This window comes from Amycolatopsis sp. 505, assembly GCF_031625235.1.
Taxonomy (GTDB): domain Bacteria; phylum Actinomycetota; class Actinomycetes; order Mycobacteriales; family Pseudonocardiaceae; genus Amycolatopsis.
The window spans coordinates 1-13,558 of record NZ_JACKQP010000011.1; the positions used below are offsets into that span (position 1 = coordinate 1).

Genomic DNA, 13,558 nt, shown 5'->3' on the forward strand with positions numbered 1-13,558 from the left:
CGCCTTCGAGCAGGCGGGCGACCATGGTGGCGAGCATTTCGACGTGGCCGATTTCTTCGGTCGCGGTGTCCATGATCAGGTCTTTGTACTTGCCTTCGATGCGGCAGTTCCAGCCTTGGAACAGGTACTGCATGGTGACGGTCATTTCGCCGTAGGCGCCGCCGATGAGTTCCTGGAGCTTGTGGGCGTACACGGGGTCGGGCTTTTCGGGCTTGGCTTCGAACTGAAGCAGCTTCGTGTGACGGAACACATCGTCTCCCTTCCGAGCCCGCGGAGTTCCCCCGATCGGCCGCGCCAACCGGCGAATCGCGGGGTTTGACGGGTTCCGGACGGGTTATTCGAACGGGTGATCGTCGTGGAGGAGGTGGTCGCCAGTGCTCGCTCGGCACAATGCCGTGTGGCTGGTACCCCGGTACGGCGCACCGGCGAAAGCTTCGGTCGTCGGCGTGCTCGACCGCGCGACGTACCCGCAGCTGCGCGACCGGCTGCTCGAGTTCGCCGCGGACGCCGAGGACGGCGTGCTGATCGACGTCGAGCGCCTGGACCTGCGCGACCGGACGTTGATCAGGGTGTTCGCCCTGGTGGCGCTGCGCGTCGGCGAATGGCCGGCGATCCCGTTCGCCCTGGTGACGGGCCGCCCGGAACAGCGGGCCGCGCTCGCCGGCTGCGGCGTGCCGGTGTACCCGGACGCCGCCACCGCGGAGGCGGCGCTGATCAGCCCGGCCCGGCGCCGGGCCGGCCGGCTGCTCGACCGCTCGCCGCGCACGTCGGCGCGCGCTCGCGGGTTCGTCCGCGGGGTCTGCGCGGAGTGGATGGTGCCGGAGCTGGCCGAGGACGCCGAGCTGATCGCGACCGAGCTGGTCGAGAACACGTTGCGCCACACCGATTCGGCGCCCCGGCTGCGGCTCGAGCTGCGCCGGCGGACGCTGTCGGTGGAGGTCTCGGACGAGAGCCGGCGGCCGGCGGTGCTGCGGGAAGGGCTGGACCTGGCGGCCGCGGGGCTGGGCCTGCGGATGATCACCAAGGTCGCGAAGCGGTGGGGGAGCAGTCGGTCGCGTTCCGGCGGGAAGACGGTGTGGGCGCTGCTGGCCCGCTGAAGCCGGAACGGCGGCTGCCGGGGGCGAACACCCCCGGCAGCGGCCGTCACCCGAGACGCGTCAGGAGCCCGGGCCGGAGTAGATCTCCGCGGCCGGCGGCTCGGAGACGGTGGTCGGCTTGTTCCAGTCGCTGAACTCCATGGCGCCGTTCTTCGGGTCCGACATGCGCAGCAGGTAGTGCGGTGCCGTCGCCGCGACCGTGGCCGTCCCGTCCGAGCTGGTGAAGGTCAGCGCCGGCGCGCCCGCGAGGGTCGTCTGCTCGCCCGGCTTGAACGTCGTCTTCTCCAGCTCGCCCAGCGTGCCCTGGGTGAACGACTTGTAGTCGAGGAACGTCTTGAACGCCGCGCCGATGCCCTGGCCGATCTTGGCCGTCGAGGACACCCACTTGCCGGTGAGCTGCTTGGCCGCCGCGGCGGGGGCACCGGCCTGCTTCACCAGGGACTCGGTGAACTTGAAGTAGTACTTGTCGCCGATCCGCAGCACCGGGATCTCGAGACCGTCCTTCACGACCGTGCCGCTCGCGCTGTCCGGGTTGAGCTGCAGGTCCAGGTTGAGCGCGCTGCCTTCCTGGGTCATCGTGCCCTTGACGTGCACGGCGGACGCCTGCTTGGCGGCGTCGGAGATCGCCGTGCCCACTTCGGCGGCGTCGAGGGCCGGGGCCGCCGGAGCCGAGGAGGCCGGGGACGTCGTCGCGGCGGCCGCGGCCGGGACGGGCGTGTCCTGGGTGCCGGAGCAGCCGGCGAGGGCGAGGGATCCGGCCGCGACGAGCGCGACCAGGCGGAGGCGAGACATGCAGAGTCCGTTCGTGAAGGCCGGGGCGTCCCCGGACACGAACGGGCTATCGTCCGAACGGGTGTTCCGTTACCGCCGGTGTGACGGAGGTCATCGGGCCGTGCCGCGAGGCCGGAAGTCGCGCTCGGTCTCGACCTCGCCCTCCGGCGTGTGGACGAAGTGCCCGACCCGGCGCTTCCGCGCGATCTGCCGCCCCGCCAGCACCGCGTCGACGCGGCGGGGGGAGGTGTTGGACGCCCGGCGGCCGCCTTCGACGCGGTTCTTCCACAGCCCGTCTTCGTAGTAGGTGTGTACGTCACCCTCCGCCACGACGCCGCCTCCCATCGTGAGACCTGGAAGGTGGCGGATGCCCGGGGACGTAGCGGACAAACGTCAACCGGCGGTCAAGCCAGTCCGAGTACGCCGATGGCGTTGTCCTTGAGGATCAGCGGACGCACCTCGTCCTTGATCTCCAGTTCGGCGAAGTCGGCGAGCCAGCGGTCCGGGGTGATCACCGGGAAGTCCGAACCGAACAGGACTTTCCGCTTCAGCAACGTGTTCGCCGCGCGCACCAGCTGCGGCGGGAAGTACTTCGGCGACCAGCCCGACAGGTCGATGAACACGTTCGCCTTGTGCGTCGCGACCGAGATCGCTTCGTCCTGCCACGGCACCGACGGGTGCGCCAGGATCACCGTGAGGTCCGGGAAGTCGGCGGCGACGTCGTCGAGCAGCATCGGGTTCGAGTAGCGCAGCTTGATGCCGTGCCCGCCCGGCAGGCCGGCGCCGATGCCGGTCTGCCCGGTGTGGAACAGCGCCGGGACGCCCAGCTCCGCGATCGCTTCGTAGAGCGGGTAGTACCGGACGTCGTTGGGCTCGAACGCCTGCAGGCTCGGGTGGAACTTGAACCCGCGCACGCCGTGCTCGCCCACCAGCCGCCGCGCGCGCAGCACGGCCGCCTTGCCGGCGTGCGGGTCGACCGAGCCGAACGGGATCAGCACGTCGGCGTGCTCGGCCGCGGCGTCGGCGATCTCCTCGCTCGACAGCGCCGGGTGCCCGGTCGCCGCGGGCGCGTCGACGGTGAACACGACGGCGGCCATCTTCCGGGCGCGGTAGTGCTCGGCGATCGAGGCCACCGTCGGCGTGCGGTCCTGGCCGGCGCGGAAGTACTTCTCGGACGCGTCGAGCAGTTCCTGGTCGAGGGCGAAACAGCCGTGACCGTCCTGCTCGACGTGCGTGTGGACGTCGATGGCGGTCAGGGAGGAAAGATCCACGAAGAGCTCCAGGTCAGGGCAGGTCGGGCTGCGCGGCCTTGGCGGCCAGCAGGCGGTCGAGGACGGCGTCGCGGGCGGCGACGAGCCGGTCGTGGTCGGTGCCGGCCAGTTCCGCGTCGACTCCGGCGACGAGGGTCTCGGCGAGTTCCGGGGTCAGGTGGACGCGGCCGAGGTCACGCCACCACTCTTCGGTGGGCGGGCCGAGGTGGCGCAGGACGTGCGCGAGCCCGCCCGCGCCGCCGGAGAGGTGCTGGTTGACGAACGGGCCGAGCACGGCCCAGCGCAGGCCGGGCCCGTAGGCGATGGCGGCGTCGATGTCGGCGACGGTCGCGACCCCGCGTTCGACGAGGGAGTACGCCTCCTGCCACAGCGCGGCCTGCAGCCGGTTCGCGACGTGGCCGGGCACCTCCCGGGCGAGCCGGATCGGCCGCTTCCCGACCGAGGTGTAGAACGCCATGGCCCGGTCGACGACCTCGGGCGCGGTCTCGCGGCCCGGTACCACCTCGACGAGCGGGATCAGGTGCGGCGGGTTGAACGGGTGCCCGACGACCACGCGCTCGGGGTGCTTCGGGCAGCCCCGCGCGATGACGCTGGGCAGCAGCCCGGACGAGCTGCTCGCCAGGATCACGTCCGGCCGCGCGGCTTCGTCGAGGACCGCGAACACCGCGTGCTTGACGTCCTCGCGCTCCGGCCCGTTCTCCTGGACGAAATCGGCTTCCGCCGCGGCGGCGCCGGCGTCGCCGACGAACCGGAGCCGGTCCGTCGGCGTGCCCTCGAGCGCACTCCGCAGCCGCTCCTCGGCGCCGGGCGCCGGATCGGTGGCGACGACGTCGAAACCGTGGTCCAGGAAGAGGGCGGCCCAGCTCGCGCCGATCACGCCGGTGCCGACGACCGCGACGGTGCTCATGCCGGCGCCCCGAAGTGGTCCAGCGCGGTCGGATTGGCCAGCACGTCCCGGCCGACGACCTCGTCGATCGCGGCGCCGAGCAGGAGTTTCTTCACCGGCAGCTCCAGTTTCTTCCCGGTGCGGTTGCGGGGGATCGACGGCACGGCGGTGATCGCGTCCGGCACGTGCCGCGGGGAGAGCGCGCTGCGCAACGCCGAGGTGATCCGGCCGCGCAGGGCGTCGTCGAGTTCGGCGCCGGACCGCAGCGCCACGAACAGCCGGAGGTCGCCGTTGCCGCCCGCGGGATCTTCCAGGTGCACGACCAGGGAGTCGTCGATCTCCGGGAGTTCCTCCACGACGGCGTAGAACTCGGCGGTGCCCAGCCGGACGCCGCCGCGGTTGAGGGTGGCGTCCGAGCGGCCGGCGATGACACAGCTGCCCTCGGGGGTGAACCGGATCCAGTCGCCGTGCCGCCAGATCCCGGGGTAGGTCGAGAAGTACGTCTCGCGGTAGCGCTCGCCGGAGTCGTCACCCCAGAACCTGACCGGCATCGACGGCATCGGCGCGGTGATCACCAGCTCGCCCAGTTCCCCGACCACCGCGGCGCCGTGCTCGTCGAACGCCTGCGCGTCGACCCCGAGGCAGGGGCCGGAGATCTCGCCCGCGCGGACCGGCTGCAGCGGGCTGCCCTGGACGATCCCGCTGCAGACGTCGGTGCCGCCGCTGCCGACGTTGAGCAGGACGCCCGGGAACTTCTCGTGCACCCAGTGGAAGCCTTCGGCGGGCAGCGGGCTGCCGGCCGCGCCGAGCTGCCGCAGCGCGGACAGGTCGTGCTCGGCGGCCGGGTCGAGGCCCGCTTTCCGGCACGCCATCAGGAATCCCGGGCTCGCGCCCATCAGCGTCGCCCGGGTTTCCGCCGCCAGCCGCCACTGCCAGGCCAGGTCCGGGTGCAGCGGATTGCCGTCGACCAGCACGATCGACGCACCGGTGAGCAGCCCCGACACCAGCGCGTTCCACATCATCCAGGCGGTGGTGGAGAACCACAGGATCCGGTCGCCCGGGCGCAGGTCCCAGCTGAGGCCGTGGTTCTTGAGGTGCTCCAGCAGGATGCCGCCGTGGCCGTGCACGATCGCCTTCGGCTTGCCGGTGGTGCCGGAGGAGAACAGTACGCACAGCGGGTGCGCGAAGCCGACCGGCTCGAATCCGGGGGAACTTCCGGTCAGCAGGTCGGCCCAGGCGAGCGTGCCGGGCAGGTCGTGCTCGCCGTAGGGCACGTGCACGACGTGCTCGGCGGTCGGCAGGCCCGCGCGGATTTCGGCGACCTCGGCGCGGCGGTCGACATTCTTGGCGCCGTAGCGGTAGCCGGACACCGTCAGCAGCACCCGCGGCTCGATCTGGCCGAACCGGTCGACCACCGACCGGGCGCCGAACTCGGGGGCGCAGGAGGCCCAGACCGCGCCCAGGCTCGCGACGGCGAGGTAGGCGACCACGGCTTCCGGGATGTTCGGCAGGTACGCGGCGACGCGGTCGCCGCGGCCCACCCCGAGCCGGGCCAGCCCCGCGCGGGCGCGCGCGACCTGGTCGCGCAGCTGGTCCCAGGAGAGCTCGGTGCGGTCCCGCGTCTGCGAGTAGGCGATGATCGCGGCCGCGTCGCCGGGCCCGTGGCCGAGGGCGTGCTCGGCGTAGTTCAGGGTCGCGCCGGGGAACCACTCCGTGCCGGGCATGGTCCGGTCGGGCACCACCGCGGTGGCTGGCGAGGGGAAGCGGACGCCGAAGAAGTCCTTGATCGAGGACCAGAAGCCGTCGAGGTCGGTCACCGACCACCGGTGCAGGGCCGCGTAGTCGTCGAAGAAGTGCCCGCGGGCCTCCAGCCAGCGCAGGTACCGGCCGATCTCGGTGGTCTCGCGGACGTCGGGGGCGACCGGGCGCAGGATCATCGGCCCACCTTCCCGGCGCGCTTGTCGAGGAACGCCTGCATGCGCTCCTTCGCCTCGGCGCTGCCACCGGCGATCGCGGCCATCAGCGCCTCCATCAGGTAGCCCTCGGCCGGGTTCGCCTCGGCGATGCGGGGGAGGGCCTGCAGCACGGCGAAGTTCGTGATCGGCGAGTTGTCCGCGATCTTGCGGGCCAGGCCGAGCGCGTGCTCCAGGCCGTTTTCGACGCGGTAGTGCGACAACCCGGCGGCGTGGCCTTCGTCGGCGTCGAGCACGCGGCCGGTGAGCATCATGTCGGCCATCCGGTGCGCCCCGATCAGCCGCGGCACCCGCACCGACGCCCCGCCGCCGACGAACAGCCCGCGTTGCCCTTCCGGCAGCGCGTAGAACGCCGAGGGCTCGGCGACGCGGATGTGCGCGGCGGCCGCCAGTTCCAGCCCGCCGCCGACGACCGCGCCCTTGAGCACGGCGATCACCGGGACCCGCCCGCGTTCGAGCCGCTCGAAGGCGCGGTGCCACATCATCGAGTGCTCCAGGCCCTCGAACGCGTCCCGCTCGGTGAGCTCGGACAGGTCCAGCCCGGCGGAGAAGTGGTCGCCGACGGCGTCGAGCACGACCGCCTTGATCCCCGGCGGCGGGGAACCGAAGAACGTCTCGAGGCCGAGCACGGTCGTGTCGTCGAGGGCGTTGCGCTTCTCGGGACGCGCCAGCCACAGCACGGCGATGTCGTCTCGCAGTTCCAGGCGCAGCGAAGGGGGCAGGAGGGGGGTGGTCATGCGGTTCCGTTCGTGAAGGTTTCGGCGGCCAGCGTGCGCAGTTCGACGCGGCGGATCTTGCCGGTGGCGTTGCGGGGGAGCGTGTCGGTGAACTGCACGTGCTTGGGGACCTTGTAGCGCGCCAGGTGCTGTTCGAGGTGGGCGCGGAACCGCGGCTCGTCCAGTTCGGCGCCGGGCCGGAGCACGACGAAGGCCGCGCCGGCCTCGCCCCAGCGCTCGTCGGGCACCCCGACCACGGCGCAGGCGTCGACCGCGTCGAGCCGGACGGCGACCGCTTCGATCTCGGCCGGGTACACGTTTTCCCCGCCGGAGATGATCATGTCCTTGACCCGGTCGACGACGTGCGCCCAGCCGTCGTCGTCGACGCGGACGACGTCCCCGGTGCGGAACCAGCCGCCCTCGACGAAGCTCGCCTTCGACTCCTCGGGCCGGTGCCAGTAGCCGCCGAAGACGTGCGGGCCGCGCACGAGCAGCTCGGCCGGGTTCCCGTCGAGCGGCTGCGGCGTGAGGTCGGGGCCGAGGGCGGCCACGTCGGTGAAGAAGTGCGGCACGCCGGCGGCGACCGGGTGGTCGAGCGTGCCTTCGTGGGTGGCCATCGAGACGCCCGGCGCGGCTTCGGTCATCCCGTAGCCCTGCAGGAGTTTGACGCCGCGGTCGAGCCACGCGCGGGCGACGCGCTCGGCCACCGGCGACCCGCCGTAGAGCACGCAGGTCAGCGAGCTCAGGTCGGTGCGGTCCCAGTCCTCGTGCCGGCACATCATCTCCAGCATCGTGGGGACCGCGGAGAAACTCGTGATCCCGGCTTCGCCGATCCGGGCGAGGATGGTGCCCGGATCGAACCTGGCCACCGGCTCCACACTGCCACCTTTGAACAGCGTCGGCAGCGTGATCTGGCCGAGCCCGACGCAGTGGAACAGCGGCGCGATGCACAGCGCCTTGTCGGTGCCCAGGACGTCGAGGTGCGCGAGCTGGTTGACGGTGTTCCAGGTGAGGTTGCCGTGGGTGAGGACCGCCGCCTTCGGCCGTCCGGTGGTGCCGGAGGTGTAGAGCAGCAGGCACGGGTCTTCGAGCCGCACCTCGGTGTCCGGCGCCGGGCCGGCCTCGGCGATCTCCGCCTCGAAGTCCCCTTCGGTCGCGATGACCGCGCCGTCCGGGAGCCCGCCGGCCGCCGCCACGAGGCTGGCGGTGTCCGGGCTGTGCACGAGGACCGAGGCGCCGCTGTCGTCGAGCATGTACCGGATCTCGGCCGGGGCGAGCCGGTAGTTGAGCGGGACGAAGATCGCGCCGCAGCGGGCGGTGGCGAACAGCGTCTCGAACACCGTGATGGCGTTGACGCCGAGGTAGGCCACGCGGTCGCCCGGCCGCACGCCGCGCCGGATCAAAGCGCCGGAGAGGCGGTGCACCCTCTCGGCGAGCCCGGCGTAGGTCAGCGACCGGCCGGCCTCCACCAGCGCGGTGCGGTCCGGGTTGATCCGCGCCCGCCGTGCGGGCCAGCTGCCCAGGCCGAAATCGGGGCGGTTCACGGCTGCCTCCTTCACCACCGCAGGACCGGCTTGATCGTCGTGCCCGCGAGCATGTCGTCCACTGCCCGTTGAATCTGCCCGAACTCGTAGTGCGTGACCAGCTTTCCGAGCGGGAACCGGCCGGCGGCGACGAGCTCGGCCAGGGTCGGCACCAGTGCCTGGGTGTCCGCGTCGCCCATGGTGAGGCCGACGTGCCGTCCGGGGAGCAGGAAGTTGACGTCCACCGGGACCTGGGTGCCGAACGCGGGCGCACCGACGACGACCGCCGTGCCGCGGGGAGCCAGGGTGCCGATGGCCGTTCCGAGGAGGCCCGCGTTGCCGGTGGTCTCGACGACGCCGTCGACGCCGCGGCCGCCGGTCAGCTCGCCGACCGTCTCGGCGAGGTCCTCGCCGCTGGTGTCGATCGTGTCGGTGGCGCCGAGCTCGCGGGCGAGCTCCAGGCGGCCGGGGACGCGGTCGACGGCGATGATCCGGGTCGCCGGCGTCAGGTGGGCGGCCATGACCGCCGAGAGGCCGACCGCGCCCGCGCCGGTGACCAGCAGCGTGGCGCCCGGGCGCGGGGCGAGGACGTTCCACACCGCGCCGGCGCCGGTCATGATGCCGCAGCCGAGCGGCGCCAGGAGGTCCAGCGGCGCGTCGGCGGCGACCTTGACGACGCTGCGCTCGTCGGCGACGGCGTGCCCGGCGAAGCTGGACTGGCCGAAGGAGTGCCCGCCGATCGGGGTGCCGTCGCGGCAGTTCGGGCAGCCGCCGCAGGAGGTGTAGCTGAGCAGGACGCGGTCGCCGGGCTGCACGCGCGTGACCGTGGCGCCGGTTTCCTCGGCGATCCCGGCACCTTCGTGGCCGAGCACGCCGGGCAGCGGGAACGGCAGCGCGCCCGCGGCGACGCCGAGGTCGGTGTGGCAGACGCCGGTGGCGACGATCCGGACCCGGACCTCGTCCGGGCGGAGGGCGTCGAGGGATTCGGGACCGTATTCGCGGCCGAAAGCGGTGACGCCCACGGTCAGTACGGGACCGAAGATCTCCTCCCGGATCACGCGGGAGCCGGCCCGAGCGGCACCGGGCGAAGGTCGAGCAGTACGTCGGGCAGGCCCGCGCCGGCGGCGGCCGGTCGGACATCGAAGGCGGGCTCTTCCAGCCGCCGGTGGTCGCCGACTTCCCGCCGTGTTCCCGCCGAGTTCCAGGGTGACCGGCTTGAGGTGCGCCCCGGCCACGCTCGCCGCGTGCCGGCCGACCGCGGTGGAGCCGGTGACCACGTTGAGCACGCCCTCGGGCACGCCCGCTTCGGCGAGCAGCTCGGCCATCAGCAGTGCGCTGAGCGAGGTGTCCTCGGCCGGCTTGTGCACCCCGGTGTTCCCGGCGGCCGGCGCGGGCGCGATCTTGGCGGTGGAGAGGATCAGCGGGAAGTTGAACGACGTGATCGCGGCGACCACGCCGAGCGGTTCGCGGCGGGGGTAGGCGTGCGATGGGATCGGGATCTGCCGGGTCGCGCCGTCCACGCCTTGCGCGAGGGCCGAGTAGTACTCGTACTGCTCGGCGACGGTCTCGACGTCGACCGCCCGGCACAGCGAGATCGGCTTGCCGACATCGGCGCTTTCGAGAGCGGCGATTTCGTCGGCGCGGGCCCGCACCAGGTCCGCGACCCGGTGCAGCACCCGGGCCCGCTCCCGGCCCGGCGTCGCGGCCCAGCCCCCGAACGCCTGCCGGGCCGCGGCCACCGCGGTGTCGACGTCGGCGGCCGTCGCGCGGGCGAGGGTCGTGAGGGTCTTGCCGGTGGCCGGGGCCACGGCGTCGAAGCGGTCCGCGGTCTCCGCCCACCGGCCGCCGATGAACAGCCGGCCCGAGGCGACGTCCGGGCGGGTGCCCGGCCGCTCCTCCACTGCGGTCATCGTCCGGCTCCTCACTGAGTGGCCCGTATATCAGGAACCCTGAGATCGAAGTCAGGATGCGGCGCGGAGGCCGTCCGTGTCAAGGGGCGGGGTGCCGGGCCGGCCGGGGCGTGATTTCCCGACGTCCGTGGTCCGCATCCGGTGTGGACGGACGGGTTTTCGGCGAGCCGGCTGTAGTCACGCGCTGATTCACCCGGATGGGTGGTTTGAGTTGCGCGCGTGCGGGTCGCGTGCGGAGGTGCCGGGTTCGGCCGTTGGCGGGGTTGCGCCGTTCGGATCAAGGACTACGCTGCGAAGTGCGGTTCAGCAACAGCTTCCGTCCCCCGATTTGCCCGCGACCGATCGGGTCGGCGAGACCCGTCCGGCACGTCATCTGCGAATGAGGCGTGGAATGTTAGTCGTCCAGCCCCCAGCGACGGCGATCCCCGTAGCGCCGTCGAAGCGCGAACAGTTCGACATCCAGGTCATCCGCCCGTACTTCGGCGCGGTCATGGTCCGCATCCGCGGTGCCCTCGACGCCGACAGCGCACCCCAGGTGCGCTCGGCACTGAGCACGTGGGCGCACCGCCGGTTCCCGGTTCTGGTGCTGGACCTGTCCGAGGTCGACTTCCTCGACGGAGCGGGCCTCGCGGCCCTGGGCGGCATCCAGGCGCGGGTGGCCCGCGAGAACGCGACCCTGCGCGTCGTCACCGGCGACAACCGGGTGGTGCGCCGGGCGTTGTCGGCCAGCGGGCTCGACCACGCCCTCAACGTCAGCCGGCTGCCGTCCGGGTGGGAACGCGCGACGGAGATTCACAGCCAGAGCTGATCGGCCCGCGGGTGTCCCGCGACGACCAGGTCACCCGCACCCTGAACCTGGTGGTCAGCAACGCCCAGGGGCGCTTTCGGCGCCGCACGGGCAGACAACGCTGCCCCTCCGCGGAACTAAGGCCGGTCGAGCGGGTCGAGCTCGGCGAACGGCCGCCGCACGAGGACCTCCGGGCCCGACGTGTCCACGTCCTCCCAGGCCACGTACCGGCTGTGGCGGTGCAGCCAGCGGATCAGCGCCACCAGCGGGGCCGGCCCGCGCTGGTCGTGGCGCTGGTACCCGAACAGCCGGATGCGCGTGCGCCCGACGATCACCCCGCGCACCACCAGCTCCGGCACGCCGTCCGCGCGCGGCGCCGCCTCCGCGCGGATCTCGCGGATCGCTCCGAGGTCGCGGCCGGTCGCGTCGCGGGCCGGGCGGCCGATCAGTTCACCGGCTCGCACGGCCCGCTCCCGGGATCCGGCCGATGACGCGGCGGCGCAGCCAGTCCTCCGACGGGCTGTCCGTGGCGTGGGCGATCGCCGTCGTCACGACGATCGTCGGCTCGATGCGGCGGACGGCGTTCAGCGGGATGCGCTGGGGTGCCTGGGCGCGGAAGCCGCGGCCGATGCGGTGCAGCAGCTTGCCGATCGGGCCGCCCACGCGGTCGGCCAAGGCCTCCGGGCCGACCAGCAGCGCGTCGACCACGTACGTCCCGCCTTCGGCGCGCAGCTCGAGGTCGTCCACCTTGCCGACCACCGTGCCGTCCTCGCCGACGATCTGCCGGTCGAGCAGCGCGTCGCCGAGGTCGATGGGGCCGAGGTCGGGGTTCACTGGCCTACTCCGGTGAAGATCATCAGCGGGATTGCCACCAGCGCCGCGACGGCGATGACGGCGAGCATGACGACGCCGACGGTGTTGCTGAAGTGGCCGTTGGCGTGCTTGCCGAGGTACTCGCGGTCGTTGGCGACGATGAGCACCGGCAGGTAGGTCAGCGGCAGCGCCACCGCCGAGAAGATCAGCGAGATCTCGGTCAGGCCGACCGGATCGAGCCCCGTCTGCACCACCAGCACCGCGACCAGCAGGCCGGCGCCGACGGTCAGGTGGAACCGGGCGGCGTTGCGCGGCGCCCGGCGCTTGCCCCAGTCCCAGCCGAAGTACTGCGCCAGCATGTACCCCGACGACAGCCCGGTCTCCAGTGCCGCGCCGAAGGTGGCGGCGAAGATGCCGATCAGCACGATCACCAGGCCCGCCGTCCCGAGCGCGAGCGTCACCGGCAGCACGATCTGGCTGACCTGGCCGACGTCGACCCCGGCCGGGAACAGCACGATCGCGGAGCACGCCATCACGGCGATGGCCAGCAGGCCGCCGAGGGGGAACCCGAGCAGCACGTTGGCGCGCTGCACCGACAGGTCCTTGACCGTCCAGCCCTCTTCGACCCCGCCGGAAGAGAAGAAGAACACCTCGTACGGCGTCATCGCCGACGCGAACAGCGCCACCGCGTGGTAGGCGTAGGTCGGCAGCGCCTGGTCGGGCGGCGGCGCGAGCCCGGCGACCTGCGCGCCGAGCGAAGACCAGTCCGGGTGCAGGAAGAACACCGCGACGGCGAACACGCCGATCGCCAGCCCGCCGAGGCCGAACCCGGTCTCCATCCGCTCGAAGCCGACCCGCCAGACCACCAGCCAGACGAGCACGCCGATCGGCAGCACCCAGACCAGCCGGTCGACCCCGGAGGCCAGTTCGATGACGAGCGCGACGCCGCCGATCTCCGCGCACACCGTCAGCAGCGTGATGAGGAACGAGCCGGCGAGGTTGAGCAGCGCCATCCGCGGGCCGAGGCGTTCGCGGATCAGGTCGAACACCGGGCGCCCCGACACCGCCACGATCCGCCCGGACATGTCGGCGTAGACGCAGATCCCGAGCACGCCCAGGGCGGTCACCCAGACCATCGCCATCCCGTAGCGGGCGCCGACGACGCCGCTTTCGACGAGGTCGCCGATGTCGACGAAACCGCCGACCGCGGTGAGGATGCCGAGGGTGACGGCGAGGAACTTCTTGCTCACGAGGTGACGCCCCAGCGGGCGAGTTCGCCGATGAGGCCCTGCAGTTCGGCGTCGATCCGGTCCAGCCCTTCGTCGGTGCCGTCGCCGAGGCCGTCGTCGAGCCGGTGGGCCACCGCGACGGCGCGGTCGGTGATCGACGCCAGTGCCGCGCGCGCCCGGTCGTCGGTCAGCTTGCCGACGTCCTGGCCCGCCGCGCCGAGTTCGTCGGCGGCGTCGCGGACGGTGACCGACAGGCTGGGCACGGGCGGCACCCGGTCGCGGTCGGCGGTCACCACGAGCCGCAGGAGTTCGAGCTGGCCGCGGATCTCCCGCCCGGCGTGCACGGTCTCGGCCTGCGGGTCGGTAGCGCAGGCCGCCGTCAGTGCCGCGATCGCGACGACGACTGTCGCGCAGAGCCGGGTTCGCCGCAGCGCAATCACGCGGAGGGGGTACCCGCTCGCGGCGCGGGCAAACGCCGGGATGCTCCACCGTGGACAGACGAGTGGTCGGACCAGGGCACGGGCGGGAATTCGGGGCCATGCCGAGCGAACTGTCGTCTCCGGCCGCGGACGGACCGGACGA

At 72.7% G+C, this 13,558-nt stretch carries 15 protein-coding genes; 2 read left to right on the forward strand and 13 right to left on the reverse strand.

The genetic code is table 11. The features are described 5' to 3' along the window. On the reverse strand, positions 1 to 250 hold a 250-nt coding region (locus tag H5965_RS35400; protein ID WP_310975246.1), incomplete at its 3' end, for a manganese catalase family protein. Positions 251 to 374: 124 nt separating this feature from the next. Between H5965_RS35400 and H5965_RS35405 the strand changes: the two genes are divergently transcribed. Next, positions 375 to 1,097, forward strand: a complete 723-nt coding sequence (locus H5965_RS35405) for an ATP-binding protein (RefSeq protein ID WP_310975248.1) — start codon at positions 375 to 377, stop codon at positions 1,095 to 1,097. A 60-nt stretch (positions 1,098 to 1,157) separates the two neighbouring features. Here H5965_RS35405 and H5965_RS35410 read toward each other — a convergent pair whose 3' ends face one another. The 8 genes from H5965_RS35410 to H5965_RS35445 form a co-directional block, all read right to left on the reverse strand. After that, positions 1,158 to 1,889, reverse strand: coding sequence for a hypothetical protein (locus H5965_RS35410; RefSeq protein WP_310975250.1), 732 nt, complete (start codon positions 1,887 to 1,889; stop codon positions 1,158 to 1,160). Between the two features lie 90 nt (positions 1,890 to 1,979). After that, positions 1,980 to 2,198, reverse strand: a complete 219-nt coding sequence (locus H5965_RS35415) for a DUF2188 domain-containing protein (protein ID WP_310975751.1) — start codon at positions 2,196 to 2,198, stop codon at positions 1,980 to 1,982. Positions 2,199 to 2,272: 74 nt separating this feature from the next. Then, the gene (couO, locus tag H5965_RS35420; protein WP_310975251.1) at positions 2,273 to 3,139 is read right to left on the reverse strand and encodes a 4-hydroxyphenyl-beta-ketoacyl-CoA hydrolase; all 867 of its coding nucleotides are present in this window, start codon (positions 3,137 to 3,139) and stop codon (positions 2,273 to 2,275) included. Positions 3,140 to 3,152: 13 nt separating this feature from the next. After that, entirely contained in the window at positions 3,153 to 4,046 is an 894-nt protein-coding gene (locus H5965_RS35425) for a 3-hydroxyacyl-CoA dehydrogenase NAD-binding domain-containing protein (protein WP_310975253.1), read from the reverse strand. Continuing rightward, positions 4,043 to 5,962, reverse strand: coding sequence for an acetoacetate--CoA ligase (locus tag H5965_RS35430; protein WP_310975255.1), 1,920 nt, complete (start codon positions 5,960 to 5,962; stop codon positions 4,043 to 4,045). Before H5965_RS35430 ends, H5965_RS35425 begins: the two co-directional genes overlap by 4 nt. Then, complete coding sequence (locus H5965_RS35435) at positions 5,959 to 6,735, reverse strand: crotonase/enoyl-CoA hydratase family protein (RefSeq protein WP_310975257.1); 777 nt, start codon at positions 6,733 to 6,735, stop codon at positions 5,959 to 5,961. Before H5965_RS35435 ends, H5965_RS35430 begins: the two co-directional genes overlap by 4 nt. After that, a complete protein-coding gene (locus tag H5965_RS35440; protein WP_310975259.1) occupies positions 6,732 to 8,258 on the reverse strand; it encodes a long-chain fatty acid--CoA ligase in 1,527 nt (508 codons plus the stop codon). Before H5965_RS35440 ends, H5965_RS35435 begins: the two co-directional genes overlap by 4 nt. 11 nt (positions 8,259 to 8,269) lie before the next feature. Next, the gene (locus H5965_RS35445; RefSeq protein ID WP_310975260.1) at positions 8,270 to 10,147 is read right to left on the reverse strand and encodes an aldehyde dehydrogenase family protein; all 1,878 of its coding nucleotides are present in this window, start codon (positions 10,145 to 10,147) and stop codon (positions 8,270 to 8,272) included. Positions 10,148 to 10,538: 391 nt separating this feature from the next. On the opposite strand from H5965_RS35445, the gene H5965_RS35450 reads away from it, so the two are divergent. Continuing rightward, positions 10,539 to 10,955, forward strand: a complete 417-nt coding sequence (locus H5965_RS35450) for an STAS domain-containing protein (RefSeq protein WP_310975262.1) — start codon at positions 10,539 to 10,541, stop codon at positions 10,953 to 10,955. A gap of 116 nt (positions 10,956 to 11,071) precedes the next feature. On the opposite strand, the gene H5965_RS35455 is transcribed toward H5965_RS35450, so the two are convergent. From H5965_RS35455 to H5965_RS35470, 4 genes are read right to left on the reverse strand one after another with little or no spacing between them, the layout of a single operon-like run. Then, positions 11,072 to 11,398 (reverse strand): hypothetical protein, encoded by a 327-nt coding sequence (locus H5965_RS35455; protein WP_310975264.1) that lies wholly within the window; start codon positions 11,396 to 11,398, stop codon positions 11,072 to 11,074. Then, complete coding sequence (locus H5965_RS35460) at positions 11,385 to 11,768, reverse strand: hypothetical protein (RefSeq protein WP_310975265.1); 384 nt, start codon at positions 11,766 to 11,768, stop codon at positions 11,385 to 11,387. The genes H5965_RS35455 and H5965_RS35460 overlap by 14 nt, the downstream gene beginning before the upstream one ends. Next, positions 11,765 to 12,997 (reverse strand): divalent metal cation transporter, encoded by a 1,233-nt coding sequence (locus H5965_RS35465; RefSeq protein WP_310975267.1) that lies wholly within the window; start codon positions 12,995 to 12,997, stop codon positions 11,765 to 11,767. Before H5965_RS35465 ends, H5965_RS35460 begins: the two co-directional genes overlap by 4 nt. Then, complete coding sequence (locus tag H5965_RS35470; RefSeq protein WP_310975268.1) at positions 12,994 to 13,416, reverse strand: hypothetical protein; 423 nt, start codon at positions 13,414 to 13,416, stop codon at positions 12,994 to 12,996. The genes H5965_RS35465 and H5965_RS35470 overlap by 4 nt, the downstream gene beginning before the upstream one ends. Between the last annotated feature and the right edge of the window lie 142 nt (positions 13,417 to 13,558).